The organism is Psychrobacter pocilloporae, from assembly GCF_029872915.1.
GTDB lineage: Bacteria > Pseudomonadota > Gammaproteobacteria > Pseudomonadales > Moraxellaceae > Psychrobacter > Psychrobacter pacificensis.
In genome coordinates this window covers 32,087-50,920 of sequence record NZ_PGFT01000002.1, presented here as the reverse complement: position 1 = coordinate 50,920, position 18,834 = coordinate 32,087, and the positions used below count along the sequence as shown (strand labels likewise).

At 41.3% G+C, this 18,834-nt stretch carries 20 protein-coding genes; 6 read left to right on the top strand and 14 right to left on the bottom strand.

Features of this window, described 5'->3' with window-relative positions; genetic code table 11:
- Nucleotides 1–39 precede the first annotated feature (39 nt).
- Complete coding sequence (locus CUR83_RS13395; RefSeq protein WP_284719859.1) at nt 40–1,281, bottom strand: heavy metal translocating P-type ATPase; 1,242 nt, start codon at nt 1,279–1,281, stop codon at nt 40–42.
- 142 nt (nt 1,282–1,423) lie between these two features.
- Between CUR83_RS13395 and cadR the strand changes: the two genes are divergently transcribed.
- Nucleotides 1,424–1,828: a Cd(II)/Pb(II)-responsive transcriptional regulator gene (cadR, locus tag CUR83_RS13390; RefSeq protein ID WP_284719852.1), complete on the top strand. Its 405-nt coding sequence runs from the start codon at nt 1,424–1,426 to the stop codon at nt 1,826–1,828.
- A gap of 163 nt (nt 1,829–1,991) precedes the next feature.
- Here cadR and CUR83_RS13385 read toward each other — a convergent pair whose 3' ends face one another.
- Together CUR83_RS13385 and CUR83_RS13380 are read right to left on the bottom strand one after the other, a co-directional pair.
- A complete protein-coding gene (locus CUR83_RS13385; RefSeq protein WP_093071128.1) occupies nt 1,992–2,714 on the bottom strand; it encodes a CHAP domain-containing protein in 723 nt (240 codons plus the stop codon).
- Nucleotides 2,715–3,510: 796 nt separating this feature from the next.
- The gene (locus CUR83_RS13380) at nt 3,511–4,155 is read right to left on the bottom strand and encodes a DUF411 domain-containing protein (RefSeq protein WP_083499708.1); all 645 of its coding nucleotides are present in this window, start codon (nt 4,153–4,155) and stop codon (nt 3,511–3,513) included.
- Nucleotides 4,156–4,394: 239 nt separating this feature from the next.
- Between CUR83_RS13380 and lnt the strand changes: the two genes are divergently transcribed.
- Complete coding sequence (gene lnt / locus CUR83_RS13375; protein WP_284719851.1) at nt 4,395–5,963, top strand: apolipoprotein N-acyltransferase; 1,569 nt, start codon at nt 4,395–4,397, stop codon at nt 5,961–5,963.
- Nucleotides 5,964–6,149: 186 nt separating this feature from the next.
- Here the strand turns inward: lnt and CUR83_RS13370 are convergent, their stop codons facing one another.
- The 4 genes from CUR83_RS13370 to CUR83_RS13355 form a co-directional block, all read right to left on the bottom strand.
- Nucleotides 6,150–7,076 (bottom strand): cation diffusion facilitator family transporter, encoded by a 927-nt coding sequence (locus CUR83_RS13370; protein WP_093071121.1) that lies wholly within the window; start codon nt 7,074–7,076, stop codon nt 6,150–6,152.
- Nucleotides 7,077–7,321: 245 nt separating this feature from the next.
- Entirely contained in the window at nt 7,322–7,462 is a 141-nt protein-coding gene (locus CUR83_RS13365; protein ID WP_156410079.1) for a hypothetical protein, read from the bottom strand.
- 1,126 nt (nt 7,463–8,588) lie between these two features.
- Nucleotides 8,589–9,557: a DNA-binding protein gene (locus CUR83_RS13360; RefSeq protein ID WP_025652670.1), complete on the bottom strand. Its 969-nt coding sequence runs from the start codon at nt 9,555–9,557 to the stop codon at nt 8,589–8,591.
- Nucleotides 9,558–9,685: 128 nt separating this feature from the next.
- Nucleotides 9,686–9,814, bottom strand: coding sequence for a hypothetical protein (locus CUR83_RS13355; protein WP_284719850.1), 129 nt, complete (start codon nt 9,812–9,814; stop codon nt 9,686–9,688).
- Between the two features lie 266 nt (nt 9,815–10,080).
- Here CUR83_RS13355 and CUR83_RS13350 point away from each other — a divergent pair, with 266 nt between their 5' ends.
- Entirely contained in the window at nt 10,081–11,157 is a 1,077-nt protein-coding gene (locus CUR83_RS13350) for an RNA-guided endonuclease InsQ/TnpB family protein (RefSeq protein ID WP_101211256.1), read from the top strand.
- Nucleotides 11,158–11,418: 261 nt separating this feature from the next.
- On the opposite strand, the gene CUR83_RS13345 is transcribed toward CUR83_RS13350, so the two are convergent.
- From CUR83_RS13345 to CUR83_RS13320, 6 genes are all read right to left on the bottom strand, one after another.
- A complete protein-coding gene (locus tag CUR83_RS13345) occupies nt 11,419–11,673 on the bottom strand; it encodes a Txe/YoeB family addiction module toxin (protein WP_025652646.1) in 255 nt (84 codons plus the stop codon).
- The gene (locus CUR83_RS13340) at nt 11,670–11,960 is read right to left on the bottom strand and encodes a type II toxin-antitoxin system Phd/YefM family antitoxin (RefSeq protein WP_025652647.1); all 291 of its coding nucleotides are present in this window, start codon (nt 11,958–11,960) and stop codon (nt 11,670–11,672) included. Before CUR83_RS13340 ends, CUR83_RS13345 begins: the two co-directional genes overlap by 4 nt.
- Nucleotides 11,961–12,052: 92 nt before the next feature.
- Entirely contained in the window at nt 12,053–12,286 is a 234-nt protein-coding gene (locus CUR83_RS13335) for a type II toxin-antitoxin system RelB/DinJ family antitoxin (protein WP_025652648.1), read from the bottom strand.
- A gap of 80 nt (nt 12,287–12,366) precedes the next feature.
- Complete coding sequence (locus CUR83_RS13330) at nt 12,367–13,323, bottom strand: replication initiation protein (RefSeq protein WP_025652649.1); 957 nt, start codon at nt 13,321–13,323, stop codon at nt 12,367–12,369.
- Between the two features lie 326 nt (nt 13,324–13,649).
- Nucleotides 13,650–13,820: a hypothetical protein gene (locus tag CUR83_RS13325; protein WP_156410067.1), complete on the bottom strand. Its 171-nt coding sequence runs from the start codon at nt 13,818–13,820 to the stop codon at nt 13,650–13,652.
- A 198-nt stretch (nt 13,821–14,018) separates the two neighbouring features.
- Nucleotides 14,019–14,360 (bottom strand): hypothetical protein, encoded by a 342-nt coding sequence (locus CUR83_RS13320; RefSeq protein ID WP_025652650.1) that lies wholly within the window; start codon nt 14,358–14,360, stop codon nt 14,019–14,021.
- A gap of 261 nt (nt 14,361–14,621) precedes the next feature.
- Between CUR83_RS13320 and CUR83_RS13315 the strand changes: the two genes are divergently transcribed.
- The 3 genes from CUR83_RS13315 to CUR83_RS13305 all read left to right on the top strand — a co-directional run bounded on the left by CUR83_RS13315 (nt 14,622) and on the right by CUR83_RS13305 (nt 18,252).
- Nucleotides 14,622–16,769 (top strand): MobA/MobL family protein, encoded by a 2,148-nt coding sequence (locus tag CUR83_RS13315; RefSeq protein ID WP_284719858.1) that lies wholly within the window; start codon nt 14,622–14,624, stop codon nt 16,767–16,769.
- Nucleotides 16,770–16,856: 87 nt separating this feature from the next.
- Entirely contained in the window at nt 16,857–17,270 is a 414-nt protein-coding gene (locus CUR83_RS13310) for a hypothetical protein (protein WP_284719857.1), read from the top strand.
- 25 nt (nt 17,271–17,295) lie between these two features.
- Nucleotides 17,296–18,252 carry a hypothetical protein gene (locus CUR83_RS13305; protein ID WP_025652652.1) on the top strand — a complete coding sequence of 319 codons (957 nt, stop codon included), beginning with the start codon at nt 17,296–17,298 and terminating at the stop codon, nt 18,250–18,252.
- A gap of 188 nt (nt 18,253–18,440) precedes the next feature.
- Here CUR83_RS13305 and CUR83_RS13300 read toward each other — a convergent pair whose 3' ends face one another.
- Entirely contained in the window at nt 18,441–18,716 is a 276-nt protein-coding gene (locus tag CUR83_RS13300; RefSeq protein ID WP_025652653.1) for a hypothetical protein, read from the bottom strand.
- Between the last annotated feature and the right edge of the window lie 118 nt (nt 18,717–18,834).

Here is an 18,834-nt window from a genome sequence, read left to right as displayed (position 1 = left end):
TGTGTAATGTCAACAACATCGGTCACGCGTGGTTTGCCTTCAGTTTAAAGTGCCTGTCTTGTCAAAAGCGACTGTCTTCACTTGGCCGATGGTTTCTAAAGCACTACCGCCCTTGATCAGCAAGCCGCGGCGCGCACCGACCGCTAGACCAGAGGCGATAGCAGCTGGTGTTGAGAGCACAAGAGCACAAGGACAAGCGATCAATAATAAGGCTAGACCTCGATATAACCAAGTTGACCAATCTCCGCCCATGGTTAACGGTGGGACGATGATAATTAGGGCGGCAATAGCCATCACAGCCGGTGTATAGTAACGACTGAATTTCTCAATAAAACGGGCAGTGGGTGCTTTGGAAGCTTGCGCTTGCTCTACCAAATCAATAATGCGCGAAATAGTGTTATCGGCGGCTGTCTTTTCTACGCGCACTTGGAGCACACCATCGATGTTAATTGACCCTGCAAATACATTGTCACCCATCGTCTTGGCAACAGGAACAGACTCTCCCGTCACGGGCGAATCATCAAGGCTGGACGCACCTTGAACAATGGAACCATCAGCAGATACCCTATCTCCAGGACGCACCAGCACAAGGTCATTCACTTGTAGTGAAGTCGCTGGAACGTTACGCTGCCCACCTTGAGCATCAAGTAAAATCGCACTTTTCGGAACCAGCGATGATAAGGCTCTGATGCCAGCGCGAGCGCGATCAGCAGCGATACTCTCAAACAGTTCACCGATTGAGAACAAAAAGACAACCGCTGCGGCCTCTTCAGCTTCACCAATGATAAGTGCGCCAAGCACGGCGACGGACATCAGCGTTTCAATTGAAAAGAATGAACCTGTTTTAGCCAGTGCTAAGGCTTTGCGTGCAAATGGAAAAACGCCTACAATCACAGCGATGGCAAACACCCATATCCCATAAGCGGGGAACAGTAGTGACAGTGCATAAGCGCTGCCCATCAAAATACCGAGACCAACAACCTGTTTGCCTTTTTGAGTTTGCCACCACCGCTTATCCTGCGGAGCCATCTGATTGTCGCTGTCAATATCAATAGCCGATACAGTTTGTTGACCAGTATTGGCAGATATACCGAACCCTAGGCTTTTGATTGTTTTTTCGATATCACTAGCCTGAGTCGGCGCACCAGGGGCTAAATTTAGCTCTAGCGTTTCTGTAGCGAAATTCAGCTGAACATCAGAAACCCCAGGCATACGTTTCAAAGCTGTTTCAATCTTGCCGATGCAACTGGCACAGTCCATACCTTCAATATGATATTTCATAATAATTTACCCTTTGAATAATGATATTATGAACCCTATAGTGGCTTTAGAGTCAAGGTTATTTATCTACAGTTTCGTAATTTTAATTTCTCTAGCGCTAGTCTTTACAGCCACTTTAATTATTTAAATCATAGAGGTTGTTATGACAATCAAAATTGGTGAGCTCGCTAAACGCACAGGTGCCACAGTAGAAACCATTCGCTATTATGAAAAAGAGCGTTTATTACCCGAGCCTTTTCGTAGCGAAGGGAATTATCGTTTATATAATGAAGAGCACATTGAGCGTCTACAATTTATCCTACATTGCCGTACGCTCGATATGGCTTTAGATGATGTGCGAATCTTACTTGAATACTGGGAGTCGCCTGACAAGGACTGCGGCGATGTGAATAACTTGCTAGATGAGCACATTCATGCTGTGGAAATACGAATGGAAGAACTGATGCACTTAAAGCATCACTTGACCGTTTTGCGCCAGAAATGTGCAGGTAGTGCACAAGCGGTATCATGTGGCATCATGTGGCATCTTAAACGCGCTTGCCGATAATTCTTGTAATGAGTAATGATATCAGTAGTGTTCATTTCTGACGGATCAAATCATGAAAGGTTAAATACGCCCTGATGTTAAGCACAAAAAAACCCAGCAATGATAGTAAGATCACTACTGGGTTGGAGGAAATAACAACTATGTTGTGCTGACTTAGAAAGTCTTATTTATCATTCATAGCAAGGTAGATATTACGATCTGATGCGGATGCGTCATCCACATATTTTGAATCACGCCATGTCGTATAAGCATAGACACCACTGTATGGGCTGATGCTGTTCTGACGGAAATCAGAAATCCAATTTGTACCATCGAAAATTTGAATATGGCCATGTGGACGCTTTGATGAGCGATCATAGACAATAACATCACCTACTTGGGTTGGCATATCATTACTGATTTTGCTAAAACCTGCTTTCTCAAGTGTGCCACGAGTAGCGTACTGATAGGCTGAAGGATTTGGAGTGAACTCATAACCAGCTGATTGTAGTGCTTTACGTACGTAACGGGCACAGTATCCAGAGCTGCTAGATAGAGCCACTTTTGAGGCGCGAGCAGCAGCGATAGCGGGTGCTGAATTGCTATCAGGAACCTTATTGACTTGCTGCTGTTGTTTTTCAGCGTATAAGCGGCTGTTTAATGATGAAAGCTGATTCTCTTTTTGCTTGGCCTGCGCACTTAGGTTGCTAATTGCTTGACTAATTTCATCATTATTAGAAACATAAGCACCACTTTTGGTGCTATAGATGTTTTTTGATGAACCGTAGTTTGATGCCACAGAAGTATTGGTGATGGTATTATTTGTTTGAGAGATTGTGATAGCAGCACCACTCGTTTGTGCTATGCCCATACCCAGTACTGACAAAATCAATAAAGCCTGTTTCATAAATCTAATACCTACGGTTAATTCAAAATCGTCTGTTATCAACAACAGCGCAGTCAATTAAATCTCAATAACTCAAGTATATATATGTCATAGTGACTGATACTTCTGCTGCATATTATTCATATAAAAAATGATTATTGGCGATCACAGCTCATTGAAGTCTTACGAAGCTGTTACAAATCAAGCTGCTGACCAAAACACAAAGCCGACTTTAGCATAGGTTGTTTAGCCTGTCATTCCCCTTAAAAACCCCAAAAATACTTTTTTGATGTCGAAAAAATTGCTAATATCCCACATTTTACAATGTAAGTTTGTGTAACATGTACAGAATATAGCTGACTAGATTGACCACAATTTCTACTGTTTTATAAGCAAAAAAACGTCTGAGGGTTAAATCTATAATTTAGATTTAACCCTCAGACGTTTTTCTATTGGATGAAGTAATTACCCTATATAGGGTCTAACTAATTATTAAGATAATATAATAATTTATAATATTAATATAGATGTTAATTCCCTACTGGCTTATGTAATATTACGTAATTGTTTCGATACATCCTGTATATTCTTGTATTAACCCTTAATTATTTATCTATTTTAAGGGTTAATAACCGATAAATCCGCTTACATTGTCATCAAAAGTTACAAATTCAAAGTTATTTTTGCTTTTAAAGTCGCAATAGCTAATGATTTTTTTGATGAAGAATCATTTTATAAGCAATAGAACAGTCTTATACCTGCCTCATTTACTTTTAACGCTAACACTATAATCAAAGTATTCTTAACTGCTAACACACTATAATTGCTGCTCTACCGATTCAATATCAGCATAAACTTGGGTCGTCCCGTCTTTATTGAGCTGCATAACCTGATAGGGCATGAATTTATTTTGATACTCCATACCTGGGCTACCAACAGGCATGCCAGGTACGGCAAGACCCATAGCTTGTACTGGCGGATTTTCTAAAAACTGCGCCATATATTTAGCGGGTACATGACCTTCAAAGACGTAACCATCAGTAGTGACTACAGTATGGCAAGAACGCATTTCATTTGGAACGCTGTAGCGCTCTTTAAATACGGCTAAGTCCGCAACATCTTGCGCGGTTGCACTTAGACCATTATCTTCTGCATGACTTATCCATTCTTTACAGCAGCCGCAATTGGCATCTTTATAGACAGTGGCTGAGACGTTTTTTAGTAGGTCTGGTTTACTTACTGATGTCATCATAGGAGTATTTATAACGTTTGGTTCAGCTGTCTTTGGAACAGCCAAAACATCTTCAGTTGATGCCGATGTTGTGCTTGCATCAGATACGCCACTACTCGGTTGGCTACAAGCAAATAGTGATGAGGCGGCAAGTAATACTAACGTACTACGCAACCCCTTAGACAGATAACGATTGAATATAAGACTGGATTTTATTTTTAAGGGGGTCATAGTGCTCTCTCATGTACTGTAGATATTGTGAGCTATAGAAGGTCAAGTAACACTTCATATCGTTTGGTAATGTAGCATAATAACCCATCAAACGGAGTACGTAAATTTATCCATTGAGCAGTGCGGACTGGTATCATAAGCAGTTTTCATTTTGAAATGCTGCCTGTAGTATTAACAGGTCTATCCGAGTTTTGGATTTTGACTAAAAATTCAAAACTCATAATTTTGGATAATTTGCGATGCGCCTGTCTACTATTAATCTACAAAAGCGTTTGAGTACTCACTTAAATCAATTACCGCTATCGCTTACGCTAGTAGCAGCATGGCTTGCAGGGGCTATTTTTTTATTTTCGCTAGCGCCTTATGGGTTTTGGCCGCTAGCAATAGTATCACCAGCGATTTTATATGCGCTGTTGGTGACAAGTATGAGTGGTCGTCGCGCTTTTATTATCGGTGAAGCTTACGGTATGGGGCTATGGTGCGTCGGCGGCTTTTGGCTCTATACTGCTATCCATGATTATAGCGATACACCAACGTGGCTCGCATTGATTATGATTGCATTGATGGGTCTCGGTATGGGACTGTTTCATGGATTGTTAGCACTAGTCTTTAACCGTATGGTAGGCAAACAACCCTTTTCATTTGCTGCTCTTTGGGTGCTACAAGAATGGTTAAAAACTTGGTTATTCACAGGCTTTCCGTGGCTGTTTGTTGGTTATGCATTTACTGAAGAGTATTGGTTATCGTCCTTAGCACCCGTTGCTGGTGTTTTTTCCGTCTCTTTTGTTGCCATACTATTGGCTGCAAGTTTAGTAGAGCTACTGCTTCGGCGCAGTAGTTATGCCATCGTTTCTGTACTGTTATTAGCCATTAGCACATCATTATGGCTGGTCAATCCGCAATGGACAAAACCTAAGGGCACACCTGATCTGTCAGTGTCATTGATTCAAGGTAATATTTCACAAGATATAAAGTGGCTGACTAAGTATCAAGTAGAAACGCTAAAGATTTATGCGAAGTTAACACGCACTGAGTGGGGACGTGATGTGGTGGTGTGGCCTGAATCATCTATTCCTATGTTTCAGGATGAGGCTGCGGGCTTTATTAGTGAAATGATAGAAATGGCTAATGCGACCAATACGACATGGATAACTGGTATCCCTTATAAGGATAAAGCGGCATTCAATGCCAGTACGGATAAGTATCCCCCATTTTACAATAGCGTGATTGCTCGAGGTGTAGAAGCGGAAGGCCTATACAAGAAGCAGCGTCTAGTGCCTTTTGGAGAGTATATTCCATTTGAAGGCGTGCTCGATATTTTCCCAAGTTTGGCCGGTAGTCAGGATATTAAGAGCTATAGTCGTGGTAGTGATCAGCAGTCACCTCTAAAGGTGCGTGGACACAATATAGGGACGGCTATCTGTTATGAGGTAGCTTATCCAGATACCACGCGTAAAAATGCCATCGATACTGAATTTTTGTTGACCGTCTCTAACGATGCCTGGTTTGGCACTTCAGCAGGACCATTGCAACATTTGCAAATGGTACAAATGCGCGCGCTTGAGAACGGGCGCTGGTTTATTCGAGCGACCAATACTGGTGTTACCGCTATCATTAACCATAAAGGTCGTATTGTAAAACGCGCACCGCAGTTTGAGCGTACTGTACTACGTGGTGAGATACAGGCACGGGTTGGTAACACGCCCTTTATGCTTATGGGAAATTATCCTATCTTGATAATAATAACCCTGTTATTACTAATAAGCTATTTTGGCAAAGGTCTAACCACACTTAGAAGACGAGGGTAATAGTAAACTTAATCATAATAATTTAATCAGCGTAAGTTTTTTATTTTTTCTAGGTAACGTCCTAACGCACGTAAATATAAAAGTTTTAAACTATTGATCACATAAGAACTGATTGAAAAAATTATGTTGACATAAGGCACGCGCCTCATACTTAAAAAGAGATAGCTATATACGGTCTATCATCTTTTAGTTGATACTTTCATTTAATGCACGCGATTTTTGATTGTCATCTGCCTTAGTACCAAATTCAATAGTTGCATGTTGTATATTCTGATGCGCCAAATCTTCCTTGATGTTTTCTTTCATAGTAATAGTCTCTTCAAACGTTATATCGGTCTTCGGTACAATATGAACTGTAAGAGCATTCTCAGTGGTACTCAAAGCCCAGATATGTAAATGATGAAAGTTTTGAATAAAATTATAGCTCTCTAAGATAGCAGTGATTTTACTGAGATCAACATTTTGAGGTACTCCGTCGATAGCAAGCTTGATACTCTCTTTTAGTAGACCCCAAGTCGATAACAGTATAACGACTGAAATAATCAAGCTAACTAGAGGATCAACGATATTCCAACTTGTATAGTAAATAATAATGCCCGAGATAACGACACCTAAAGAGACCAATGCATCTACCATTAGATGCAAGAAAGCACCTTTGATATTAATATCGTCTTTTTGACCTTTGTAGAATGCAAAAGCAGAAACAGTATTTATAAATACACCTATTAGAGCTGTAATAATAATAACTTTTCCTGCAACTTCCGGTATCGTATCAAATCGACCCAAGGCCTCATACGCAATACCTATAACGATTGTAACTAACAATATGGCGTTAATAAGAGACGCCATTATAGAAGCTTTTTTGTAGCCATAGGTATAAAGCGTAGTAGATGCTTTCTGTGCTAATTTCATTCCAATTAACGAGATTATTAAACTGGCAACATCACTTAAGTTGTGGCTAGCGTCTGCGATTAAAGCTAATGAATTAGTTGAATAGCCCACTATAAACTCGATGAGCGTAAATGCAGAATTTAGACCAATCCCAATATAAAAAGCTTTATTCATATTTTTAGGGTCTGGAGCTTGATGACTGTGGTTATCTGAATTACTCATAATTTACCCTTGTTTAGGTTGCTGCATTTTATTAAAGGTAGAAAATAAGTTTATTGCATATTTTCTATATTGCACAGTCAATATTGCTCTAATACCGTAGACCCACTTATTTTTATCAATAAACTGAGCCACAACTTGATTGTGTGTCCTATCTCTCCTTGGGCGAAAAAAGCGGATTTTACTGTAATCTAACTGGCTTACGTAAGCTTCTTGTTCTCATGTTCAAGCTCTTTAGTATGTGTAGCTTAGTCTTGAATGTTGGTTAGTATAGTTTCATTAGTGTGCTTTTTATGACATGACCACATAAAGGTGTAATCGTTTAATGCTTCAATCAGCATACGAACGGCGCGTTCTTTAATCTCAGGAGTGTAGGTTTGTCTTTTCATTATCGTATTCTCTCAGAAAGATGATTTACCGCTTCTTAACAGCGCGTGTAAAACCTTGCATCTGACGACTAAGCCGGTCTTCATAGTAAACTATCCCAGTATTGTCAGAAACTTAACGTCTTGTGAGGATGTACTAAGTGCTAACTTCAAAATGGTTGAAATACCTACGCTAAATGACGACAAAAAAAGCCTAAGCAATCTAATGAAAAAGTAGATAATAAAAACCCAATCTACATGACAAACAAAAAAATGCCTCTGGGAGTTGACTCCCAGAGGCATTTAGTTTTAAATATAGCTAACGGTTACAGCGTGTTGACGCACACTGTAACGAACAAATAAGCACCTGAACTGCGTTATTTGAACAGCATTAAATGCCCGTGTAGGTGCATTTTATCCAAAATTTGCTTTCATATCAACTTTATTCACTATACATTTTAAAAACCGCTTGTTCGCTCGTTACATCCTCGTGCTGCTCTCTTTATAACCGTTACCCGTCAAATGGGTGGCAGGCTAAGGCGACGACTGCGTTTGACAGAAGGGTAAAGCTCTCGACAGGGGGTTCTAGACATATTGAGCAACGCAATGAGTGGTTATTTGTGCATATCGTAGCGGTATATTGGGTGTATTGCCCTTGCTAGCGTATGACAGCACAGTAGCGGTTAAGAGCGTGTCTAGGCGGTGCTATCAGCCGTAATCTTAACAACCGTAGCTTGATACAGTGATACGGTCTTGATGACGCGATGGGCGATGAAGTCGGCATGACTAATCACATCAAATCCAAGGAATGCACTAAAGTGTTTGTGAGTATGCTAGAAAATACTCATAGATGCTTTAGGGTGAGTGTTCCTTGAAATCTGCTCAAGGCTCCAAAATCAGCATCGGAACTTACTTAGGCTAATTTAAATAGTATATAGCCCACTAGGCTATATACTATAAGACTTCAGAGAAAAATTTAGAATAGTTCTTATACAACAGTCATTTATTCAGTGAGTCGATATTGTCATGGTTGATTCATAAGCTTAGTGTGAATAGAACGAGATCTATGCCTTGGGTAAACTACCTCCCAAACTTATAACTGTTCTTTATCTTGAAATCCTAATTAAACTGAAACCTCGAATACTTTTATTTAGTCAGCATCCAAAGTATTATCTTTGTTTTGAATAAGTATTAGAGCATCTTGTGCTTTCTTAAGTTGATCTTGTAACAGAGTCACTTGTTCCTGCTTTGATAAATGACGGCTTGATAGCTCGCTATATTGTTTATTCAATACGCTATGCTCGGCTTCAAGCTTAGCCTGAGTTTGAGTCAGCTGATTATTAAGTCCTGATAGCTTGTCACGTTCAGCGGTGACTGCCTTTAACTCTCCTTTGATCTCTGCGGTAGCCGTTTGTATATCATTCCGCTCAGTGGTGACTGCCTTTAGCTCTGACTTAGTATTTTTAAGTTCAATCTTTAAACGTGCAATCTCTGCCTTATCACTATCAGCTGTGGCTTTAAGCGTGGCTACCTCACCAAGACTGCTAGTCAGCTCTATAGATTGCTTATCTAATGCATTACTCACCTCTGCAAGCTGTGATTGCGCGGTCTTAGCCTTAGTGCGTTCAAGCTCTAATTCATGCCTAGTATCTAATAGCGTCTGTTTGGTAGCGTCATGGTCAGCTGTGGCTTGCTGTGCGCTTTTAGTTGCTGTTTCCGCAGTGCCGGTCACCTCGTCCAGTTGCTGTAGTAAATCCGCTTGTTCCCCCTCCAAGGTCTTAACCGCTTCTTGCGCTTCGTCCATCTCTGCTTGTGCCTTGATCTTAACCACCTCTAAAGCTTCACGCTCTTTAGACAATCTATCATTAGCCATATCAATAGCCGTCTGCCACATATCAGCCCCAAGCGTGTGCAAGCGTTCTGTGATACCACTAGGTAAGTCTACTTGCTGTAGCTCTTGCTCTTCTTGCTGTTCTCGCTTCCAGCTTTGCATAGCATCACTGATAGTCGTGAATGATCCACCGCCTAGCGCCTTACGCACCTCTGCCAGTGTCGGCTTAACCCCTTGCTCTTGTAATTGGTCTGCTGCTGCATGAATATCTTGTATCGTGAGTGCCATGATTTTGTATCCCTTAATAGTATATTGTAGTATGTTGTATATAATATACTACAATATACAACATACTACAATATAGAATGTAAAAAAACCCCAAGTAATCTTGAGGTCATGTGCTTGTTATTTAATGCCTAGTGATCGGTTAGGTATTCTTCTAGGGCATCGTTGATCATGTCTTGATAGTTACCGCCTGTTTGCTTAGCTCTGTCCTTGAATTTGGTAAGGATACTTGGGCTAATGACACTGGTTTCCGTAGACAACGCTTGAGATTTGATACTGCCACGGATCGCGCCTGACCAGTCGGTGACTTCTGGAATGTCCGATAAATCAATGTCGTCATCGCTAAGCGTGGCTAGATGCTCTGAGTCTGCTTGCTGCTTAGCAGTTAGTGGCGGTAATTCGTCTATTTTATCATCTAACGCCGTAAAACCACGTCCTTCTAGGGCGTGGATATCAGGCGTCAGTCGTTGTCGCCCAGTATGGCGAACCCCTTGATACCCAACTGCATTGAGATCATAATTACTCCATGAAAACGCTCAAACTACGCATCAAAGACAAACACGCCACTCAGCTCAATATCTTAGCTGGGGCAGTCAACTTTGTCTGGAACTACGTCAATGAGCTAAGTTTTAAACATTTACAGCGCACGGGCAAATTCTTTTCAGCCTATGACTTGGCCGCTTATACTAAAGGGGCGGGTGAATACCTGAATCTGCACAGTCAAACCTTGCAAGCGATCAGTGAGGTTCACGCTAAATCCCGTAAACAGTTTAAAAAAGCCAAACTCAACTGGCGTACCAATAACCCAAAAGCCAAGAGAAGAAGCTTGGGCTGGATTCCGTTTAAAAAGACCGCCATTAAGCACCTAACAACCCGTCAGTCAGGCAAGAAAAGCCTTAAATCTACTATTCAGCTAAGCCTCGCTAAAGGCAAAAAGCTGATCATTGATTTGTGGGATAGCTATAACCTCTCGCTCTATACCATCAATACTTGTGAGCTGGTACAAGATGCACGAGGTCACTGGTACGCCTGTATCACCGTCAAAGAATTTCCAAAAACAGTTTGTGGTACGGGCCAAGTCGGTATTGATTTAGGCTGTAAAGATGCCGCAGTCAGTAGTGAGGGTGATCAGCTACAAATCAAAGTCACCCATCAATACGCAGAAAAACTGGCCATCGCTCAACGTGCCAAAAACAAAAAACGGGTTAAGGTCATTCATGCCAAGATTAAAAACACCCGCCAAGATCTGATTCATAAATTCACATCAAAGCTTGTCAAAGCCAACAGCTTAATCGTTGTTGGTAAAATCAAATCAAACTCATTCACTTCATCCAAACTGGCCAAATCCGTCTATGATGCTGGTTGGTTTGAGATTAAGCGGCAACTGGATTATAAATGCGCGAACGCAGGTTGCCACTATATCGAAGTCAATGAAGCGTACACCACCCAAACCTGCTCGTGTTGCGGCTCTCGCCAAGACAGTCCGAAAGGTAGAGAAGGTCTTGGTATAAGAGCATGGTTTTGTCGTTCTTGTAAAACGACCCATAACAGAGATGTTAATGGAGCAAAAAACATTCTCGCGGTCGGGCTTGGCCGTCTTTAGTAGGAATCCCCGTTCCTTTAGGTCGGGGAGGAAGTCAATCTGTGGTAACGTGATCAGAGGTATAGTCATTATTAGCAATTATATGGCGTCGTATGACCACATAAGGTTTGTTATCGAATGTTTAGGTCGAAAATACTAACCAATATATTTAGACGTCTCTACAGAGCTTTCTCGTTCGTTTTAGGACACATAGCCAGAATGGAAAATAAAAAAGTGCCTGATTCTTAGGATCAAGCACTTTTGTGAACTAACACTGTTTACTTAATAATGATATCGGCACTGAACGATGATAATGGCATCATCTTGAACCTCATAAACCAGTCTATGCTCTTGATCAATGCGACGCGACCAATAGCCTGCCAGATCGTGTTTGAGTGGTTCAGGTTTACCAATACCCTCAAATGGGTCACGTTTGATGGCTTTAATCAGCTTACTTATTTGCTTGACCTTCTCTTTGCTGGTTTTTTGCCAGTATTCGTAGTCCTCCCACGCATCCTGTGTCCAAGATAAGATCAAGCGTCCACCTCATCATCACAAGTCAATAATGCGTCATCCGTATTGATGTCATGCTCGATTAAACGACCCGCCTTAGCATCGGCTATAGAGCGTCTGAGGCGCTTGGCATTAGTGGGGCTTTTTAGCAGATGAAGCGTTTCCTCATATGAATTAAACTCTTCTAAACTCATGAGTACCGCAGGTTTGGCGTTTTGTCTAGTAATCACGATCGGCGATTTGTCGGTATCTACCTTATCGATATATTTGGCTAGGCCCTTTCTAAAATCAGTGTAGTTCACAACATCCATAACGATTACTCCGTGTTTGGTCATCTTTATTTGTATGACTGATATTATATACCATATCTGTACTTATATCTGTACAGATATTTTACACTGATTTATTTATGGCGCTGGCCGCTCAATCCGTAATCACCCGCAGAAGTTTGTGGCGGCGTATTAAGATTAGAGGGTTTTTGATAATCAAAGGATAACGGCACGGTATTGGTTTGCGCCACTTGAGTTAAGAACAATTTGATTGCTTGAGACGGCGTTAATCCATAGCTTTCAAACACGGCAAAGGCGCTATCCTTGAGCTCTTGATCGAGCCTGATATTATAATTGGTTGTCGTCATGGCATTACAAATGGCTTATATATGTACGTACAATATAAACCATTTGTAATGCCAAAACTACTAAGCATGCTTTTTTCATATTATGATTTCTGCTTAGGGAACGTATAGCCTATCGCCAGTAAGTGCTTTTTGTGGGTCTTTAAAAAAGCTTCATCTCTTAATTGAGTGTGTAACCAGCTGATCACTTCTTGGGTACTTTTTCCTGAAGGCGCATAGCTACCAAATGGGGCATAGTTAGCCAATAGAGGCGCAAAACGGTCGATCTGTTTGACGGTTAAGGATGGTATATCTCTATTCTCATTATTCTGATTTAAGTCCTCCAGACTTTTTTTCTTGGTGGGCTTAGCTTTGACATTAAATTTTAGTCCTGTGACGGTACGACCACGTTTAACGTTTTCATAGGTGATTTTAATATCTGACTTTTCTGTTATTTCTTCAACGCTTGGGTTGATGACTCGACTTTTTAGGTTGTTAATACGTTCGTAAGATTTAGAAAGAGCTAGCTCCTCTCTAATTTCTTCAAGTGACATTGTCCACGAGCTCATTGCCTCATGTTTTTTGGCCAGATGGTATATATCTATTGAATATTCACCCTTCAGTTTAAGTACATCTTCTTTTTTATATTTAGTGAATGGATTATTTTCATCAAAAACCTTCAACATCAGTAGCACTTCATCTGTAAAACATAGAGACACATAGCCATCTTCATATATTGATCTGATGACCCACTGTACATTGACACGGCTACCGCGTTCATTTCTATAGCTAAAAAATCGCCTCATCATCGTTTCACTAGCATCTTTTAATTGAGTATAAGCAGAATCCACTTGAATGTTGCAAGCCTCTGCAAATGCTTTCGCGGTTATCTCTATAGTGTCTTTTTCAGTGGCATCTATCAAACGCACTACTGAACTAGCAAGCAACAGCAACCGTTTTTCATCAAGTGTCATTTCATAAAACGCTTGTAGAATACGATTTTGCATAACAACCCAATTTGCAGGGTATTTCTTCTCATATAAACCAACTTGGTTAGTCATATCTACGCCTTAATGCTCAAATCTATCTAATTGTAGCATAATACCTGCTGATTGTAGCTTTTAACCTAGCTGATTGTAGCATTAACCTAGCTGATTGTAGCATTAACCTAGCTGATTGTAGCTTTATAGATCTTGAAGCCCTTAATTGGTAAGGTCTGAGAGCGTCCTAAAAGTCTTTAAAAGTCTTTAAAAGTAAAAAATATGTTTTTATATTAAATAATAGGAAAAAAACCAAAAAACCGACGGATTTAAGATGATAATTTGATCGACCAATCACTTATAAAACTTATCAGTAGCTCAGAATGCAATTGTCCATTTACTTGATGTTAATCCTCGTTCACATAGTTCGGATCAAGCTTGGATCTTTGAAAATCTTCAAAAGCATGGTCAAAGATATTTTGAATATCTTCATCTGTCATTCTGGACAACCCTGTTTTCACATTCTCAATATCAGTCTCATTTTTTGTAGATAGTTTGTCTTCATTTTCAGTAGCCATTATCGACACATCTGTAAACACTTATCAAACCGTTGCTAAAAAGCCTAGAAACCACTCTTATATACGTTTTACGCTCTGTCCGATACGATGGTAGCTAAAGCTATTCTAAAACGCTTAAAACAGCCGATAACCGTCTCCTAACCTTTCGCTAATTAGTAGACGATCCAGCTGTACCTTCAATTAGGCGATTTCGAGTAGCTACTGTGATGATGAATAAATATCAAGCAATGAACCGTGGTCACTGTCCTGACTGTTTTTAGGTGGTGTAAAGCTGCTTGGTACCACCTCAGCTTTACTTTGTATTTTATTGGCAATTGCTTTCAAAAATTCACGGTGCTTTTTCAAACGAGCATATTTTTCATTATCGTGTGCGTCTAAAAAAATAGCTTGCAGTTCATGATTATCATCATCGTCTAATGCGTTGGCCAACCACTCCCCCAATATTTTATGTGCTTCAAGCCTGTCCTGATCAATCTCTTTCTTAAGAGCCTGTAATTGCTTAATCTTATTTGCAAATAAATCATCTGATATTACTGACATTACCTCATCCTTTTTTTAGCCAACTATGATAGAGTTGATCCTAGCAGTACATACACAGGTATGCAAGGTAGTAAAATACACAAGACCACATCGTTTCGTGGGCGCAGTAGTATTTTAACCCTCTGTTAAGAGCGAACTTAGGAGTTTGTGTAAAAAAGACCCACAAGGGGTACTGTTTTTTTACATAAACTCCGTCGTCCGGCAGGGGGCGAACCCCCTACAACCCCCAAGAAAACATTTTTCAATTCCGGATTTTTTGCTATGAATAATAAAGGGTTTCACCTGTCAGTTAGCGCCGTTAGTAAGGCGAAAAATCATAGCGTGGTGGCAAAGTCGGCTTATAATTCTGGCTCAAAACTGGTTGATGAGCAGTCAGGAGTCGTCCACGATTACACCAGTAAAGCTAAAGACAAAATCTTAAATTTAGTGGACAGTGATGGTACTAAATACACGCAAGTTATTGAGAAAAATGTGATGCATACGGCGTTGATAACGCCAACTCTTGCTGGGGATCTAGCAGTGACACGTGAGGGTTTTTGGAATGATATCGAACGCATTGAGACTCGTAAAAACGCGCAATTGGGTACTGAGATTGACGTGATGTTTCCTGATGGGATCACCGCGGATCAGCGTATAGTTCTGGCCGAGCGCTACGCTCAAACCTTATCTGATCGCTATAACGTGCTTGTCGATGTGGCCATTCATCGGCCCCACAGTCACGAGAAACATGTGGGGGAGGTTGAAGTGGTTGAGCTGACCAGTCGTAACTTTCATGCCCATATTTTACTCTCAAGCCGTGAGATAGTAGCGGATGTTGAGGGTTATGCTTTATCAGCACGCAAGAATTGGTTGCAGTGGTCAACGGAGGAGCGGTTATCTAAGGGGTTAAACGGACGCGGCGATGAGCTTAAATATCAACGCACCCTTTGGGCGGATATGGCCAATGAGCTACTGCCTAAGAATAAAACCATTAGTGAGAAATCCTACCGTGAGCTGGGCATCAATCGTTTGCCAAAAATGAAACTGGGTAAATCACTATATAAGGATATTCTCAAAGGCAATCGTTCAGTGATTCACGAATACAACGAGACGATTGATGAGATCAATGCTTACATTGAAAAAAATGGTTTAGTAATTGAGTACGACGACAAGGGACGTATTGACCTAGAAAGCAATGAACAAGAGGTTAACGGCGTCACAATACATTATAAAAAGCGTAAACCCTTTGCGCGAATTGAGCTCAGTAATATCCGATTTGTAGATCCTGCCGTTGAACTTGAACCCGCTATCCCTAAAAGTAACAGTCAGACGCATAGTGATGCGGCGAATGATCACGCACTTGATGAGCTTTTAGCAATCTCAGCCGACTTTGTGAGTCAAAAAAAGATGGTACGCAGCGCCTTATTTTCAACCATTGATGCGCTGCATGAAGAGTTAGCGCACCAGTCTAAACAGATTATTACTATTGATAAAAACATTAAGAGTACCCAGCGGTTCACCGAGGAGGTGGGACAGGATTTTAGTGACCCCCGCCAAAAAATGATTGAGCTTGCCAGGCAGATAAGCACAAAAGAGCAAAGTGAGGCACTAAAGGCGGCTTTAGCGTTGGTTGAGGAGTTTAGACAAGATGATACCCTACAAACAGGCCGCGCTGTTAGCCGTCTTGAAGAGCAGCTGTCACAGATTGATAAAACGGTGCTGAACAATAAAACGGTTTTAAAAAAGCTGATCCCGCTTAATAATGAAGTCATTGCGGACTACAAAGGGTTGAAGGCCACGCTAAAACCCTTTGCCGCAAAGCTGAATAAACTGGCGACTGGCTTTAAAGCTCTTGATGAGATTGATATTGAAAAATCCGACTTATCCTTACAGTGGGATCAAGCGTTTGCGGATCTACAAGAGATAGACGTCACCAATAACATGGACACTTATCATAAGTTTGCCGCATTTGCAGATCTGGATGTTGAGCGCTTTAAATATCTTCAAAAAGAGCGTGAGGCGCTCAGTACGTTAAAAGCAGTAGAGGTAGACGCGGATGCTTACACTCGTTTAACGGCATTGACCGCTGATGTTAAAGCGTTTAAGACTGCCAATGATAACGACATCAAACAGTTAAAGCAGCAAATTAATACCAGTCAAAAAACCTATCAGCGCCTGTCGCCGTTTTATGAGCAGCGTATCGCCTTACTGGATCAAAGTGAAGCTGTGATTGTGCAAGATGATGACCTATACGATGAGATTACCCGTACCAAGACCACTCAATTGAACGCAGATCGGCTTGATGACTGGCGCAACCGTACGATGGTGCTTCACCACCAGCTCAATAAAGCACATGAGCAAGCAAAGCTTAAGGAAGAGGCTGAGCGCGCACGAGAGGAGGCTTTAACCAGGCGGCGAGTAGCTTTATAACAGAGACGGCAGCAGGCATCTCTTAAGCGTCAGCGAATCAATGAGACCAAAGCATATCGAGATCGATTTGACAATTTAGTGGTACGGGTGCGTGACCGCGTTGATGCCCTTGATTTTAAGGCCGTTGATGCACCGATCGAAGTGATCAACGCGGCTGAGGCGGTTGCCGCACAAGCATTTATATTCACTACTCTAAAACACACTGACAGCTTTACGACACTACAAAAAAGTTTACGAGACACCGATGCCAAAAAAATTGCAACGCAGGTGCAGAAGGCAGCAACGACGCTATGGCAACAGCTTGAGCGCTTGCCTGACAATCAAGATAAGGTCGAGGTATTAACCCAGATCAATGAGCGCTTTGAGCACGTTCCTGCTATCACCATAGATGGGGCAACGCTCACACAAACTGTGACAGATCACCTGCAAAAAACGAAGAACGCCATCCAAGCGCATGAACAAGCACAAAGACGCCGCTACTCCTCACCACGCCCATTTTAGGCGGCATTATAATAATGAGTACCCCATGAATAAAGACAATAGCAATGAGCAAGACATACACGATCAACTTGTTAACCTAGTGACTTCATTGACTCCGGTCATTGGGGCCTTGCGTGAGCTGATTAAGCGAGCCGATGATGCGGTAGCGAGGCGGCTTGAGCGTTCGCTTAGCGGTATTGATAGCAAGGTGAATGAGGTGTCTTCTGCCATTGAAGAATTAGGTAGTAGCGCAAGCACGACTTCGCAGGCATTGAGCCAGTATCAAGAACTCGTGTTAAAGCAGCTTCAAGCAGCAGTGACGGCTTTCACTGACAATGAGATGCCGCGTCGTTATGATGACAAAATAGCGGGCATCATCACCGATATGAAACAGCAGATTGATACGGCTGTAGAGTCGGTCGTCACTGCTAAAAACGATAGCATAGAGGTACAAATCAGTACCATGCAAGGAGTTGCTGATAAACTTAGCGCAAGCGCTGACAATCTAGCCCTATTCACCAATCAGTACCAAGCTGGTCATAAGCAGATTATTGAAGATATTGAGACCTTTGAGACCACCACCAAAACGCGGATTGAGCAGGTCGAGGGTAGAGCTAGTAAAGACTTGGACAAAATTCATAAGTCCATTGAGACTATGAGTATTAAAAGGATTGCAGCCGCTGTCGCAGCGGGTACGATGGCTGTGATAATAAGTTTGGTGGCTCTGGTATTTTGGTATGTGCCAAGCTTTGATGAGATTGCAGAGATGAAATACCAGCAAGCAGAGCTACAGCGCGGCATCGATGAGCTTGAAACGGGTTGGAAACAGGCCTTTAATAATGCTCAAAGTGCGCAGTTTATTTTGGCTTGTGATGTTAATAAAGAGCAGCCTGATGCAATCAGCTGGTGCGTTAGAGCAGACAGTAAGAGTGTTTTGAGAGATGAGAGAGGCTTTGTTTATTATAAAATAGCTGGGGTGCCGCGTGCAAAGCCGACTGAGTAAAGACGTATGGCAATAGTGAGCTATATTGCCCAAAAGTGCGTCTTCTGAAACATATAAGACTGAAAAAAGGCTTGTTTGATTGTCGTTATCTTTGTCTATATTAAAAAGCCAGATAATGACACTTTATCTGGCTTTAAGGGTTATTGTTTCTTGTTAAACAAGAAGTCTGTAAATATAAGCTAAAGTGACTAGGCTGCTTGGTCAGTGTAAGCTGTGACCAACTCTATAAAAGCAGTTTCAAGGATGCTTAAAGTGTAGTCGTCAACGATAAGACCATCATCCAGCTGTCGTTGCACCCAGACATAAATCGCTTCATCATTATAAAGAATAGCGTCAACACCAAGTAATGATGCCAGTTGTACGCCTTGCTGTACTTGTAAGCTGAATAACAGCTTAGAGGCTAAATTTTTAGTCTGTTCACTAAACCAAGCGCAGCTGTTGAGCCGCGATAGATTGTTATTCATTAGTATTCTCCTGCAGATTATTGTGTATAAATAATGGATAAAATGACTTACTACAGGTCAAATTATACCTATATTTTAATCTATTGCAAGAGAAAATAACCTTCTGTAGGTCTTTTTA

Excerpts from the sequence above, each read along its gene's own strand:
- CUR83_RS13395 (WP_284719859.1), bottom strand. The coding sequence starts at position 1,281 with ATGAAATATCATATTGAAGGTATGGACTGTGCCAGTTGCATCGGCAAG.
- cadR (WP_284719852.1), top strand. The coding sequence starts at position 1,424 with ATGACAATCAAAATTGGTGAGCTCGCTAAACGCACAGGTGCCACAGTA.
- CUR83_RS13385 (WP_093071128.1), bottom strand. The coding sequence starts at position 2,714 with ATGAAACAGGCTTTATTGATTTTGTCAGTACTGGGTATGGGCATAGCA.
- CUR83_RS13380 (WP_083499708.1), bottom strand. The coding sequence starts at position 4,155 with ATGACCCCCTTAAAAATAAAATCCAGTCTTATATTCAATCGTTATCTG.
- lnt (WP_284719851.1), top strand. The coding sequence starts at position 4,395 with ATGCGCCTGTCTACTATTAATCTACAAAAGCGTTTGAGTACTCACTTA.
- CUR83_RS13370 (WP_093071121.1), bottom strand. The coding sequence starts at position 7,076 with ATGAGTAATTCAGATAACCACAGTCATCAAGCTCCAGACCCTAAAAAT.
- CUR83_RS13365 (WP_156410079.1), bottom strand. The coding sequence starts at position 7,462 with ATGAAAAGACAAACCTACACTCCTGAGATTAAAGAACGCGCCGTTCGT.
- CUR83_RS13360 (WP_025652670.1), bottom strand. The coding sequence starts at position 9,557 with ATGGCACTCACGATACAAGATATTCATGCAGCAGCAGACCAATTACAA.
- CUR83_RS13350 (WP_101211256.1), top strand. The coding sequence starts at position 10,081 with ATGAAAACGCTCAAACTACGCATCAAAGACAAACACGCCACTCAGCTC.
- CUR83_RS13340 (WP_025652647.1), bottom strand. The coding sequence starts at position 11,960 with ATGGATGTTGTGAACTACACTGATTTTAGAAAGGGCCTAGCCAAATAT.
- CUR83_RS13335 (WP_025652648.1), bottom strand. The coding sequence starts at position 12,286 with ATGACGACAACCAATTATAATATCAGGCTCGATCAAGAGCTCAAGGAT.
- CUR83_RS13330 (WP_025652649.1), bottom strand. The coding sequence starts at position 13,323 with ATGACTAACCAAGTTGGTTTATATGAGAAGAAATACCCTGCAAATTGG.
- CUR83_RS13325 (WP_156410067.1), bottom strand. The coding sequence starts at position 13,820 with ATGGCTACTGAAAATGAAGACAAACTATCTACAAAAAATGAGACTGAT.
- CUR83_RS13320 (WP_025652650.1), bottom strand. The coding sequence starts at position 14,360 with ATGTCAGTAATATCAGATGATTTATTTGCAAATAAGATTAAGCAATTA.
- CUR83_RS13315 (WP_284719858.1), top strand. The coding sequence starts at position 14,622 with ATGAATAATAAAGGGTTTCACCTGTCAGTTAGCGCCGTTAGTAAGGCG.
- CUR83_RS13305 (WP_025652652.1), top strand. The coding sequence starts at position 17,296 with ATGAATAAAGACAATAGCAATGAGCAAGACATACACGATCAACTTGTT.
- CUR83_RS13300 (WP_025652653.1), bottom strand. The coding sequence starts at position 18,716 with ATGAATAACAATCTATCGCGGCTCAACAGCTGCGCTTGGTTTAGTGAA.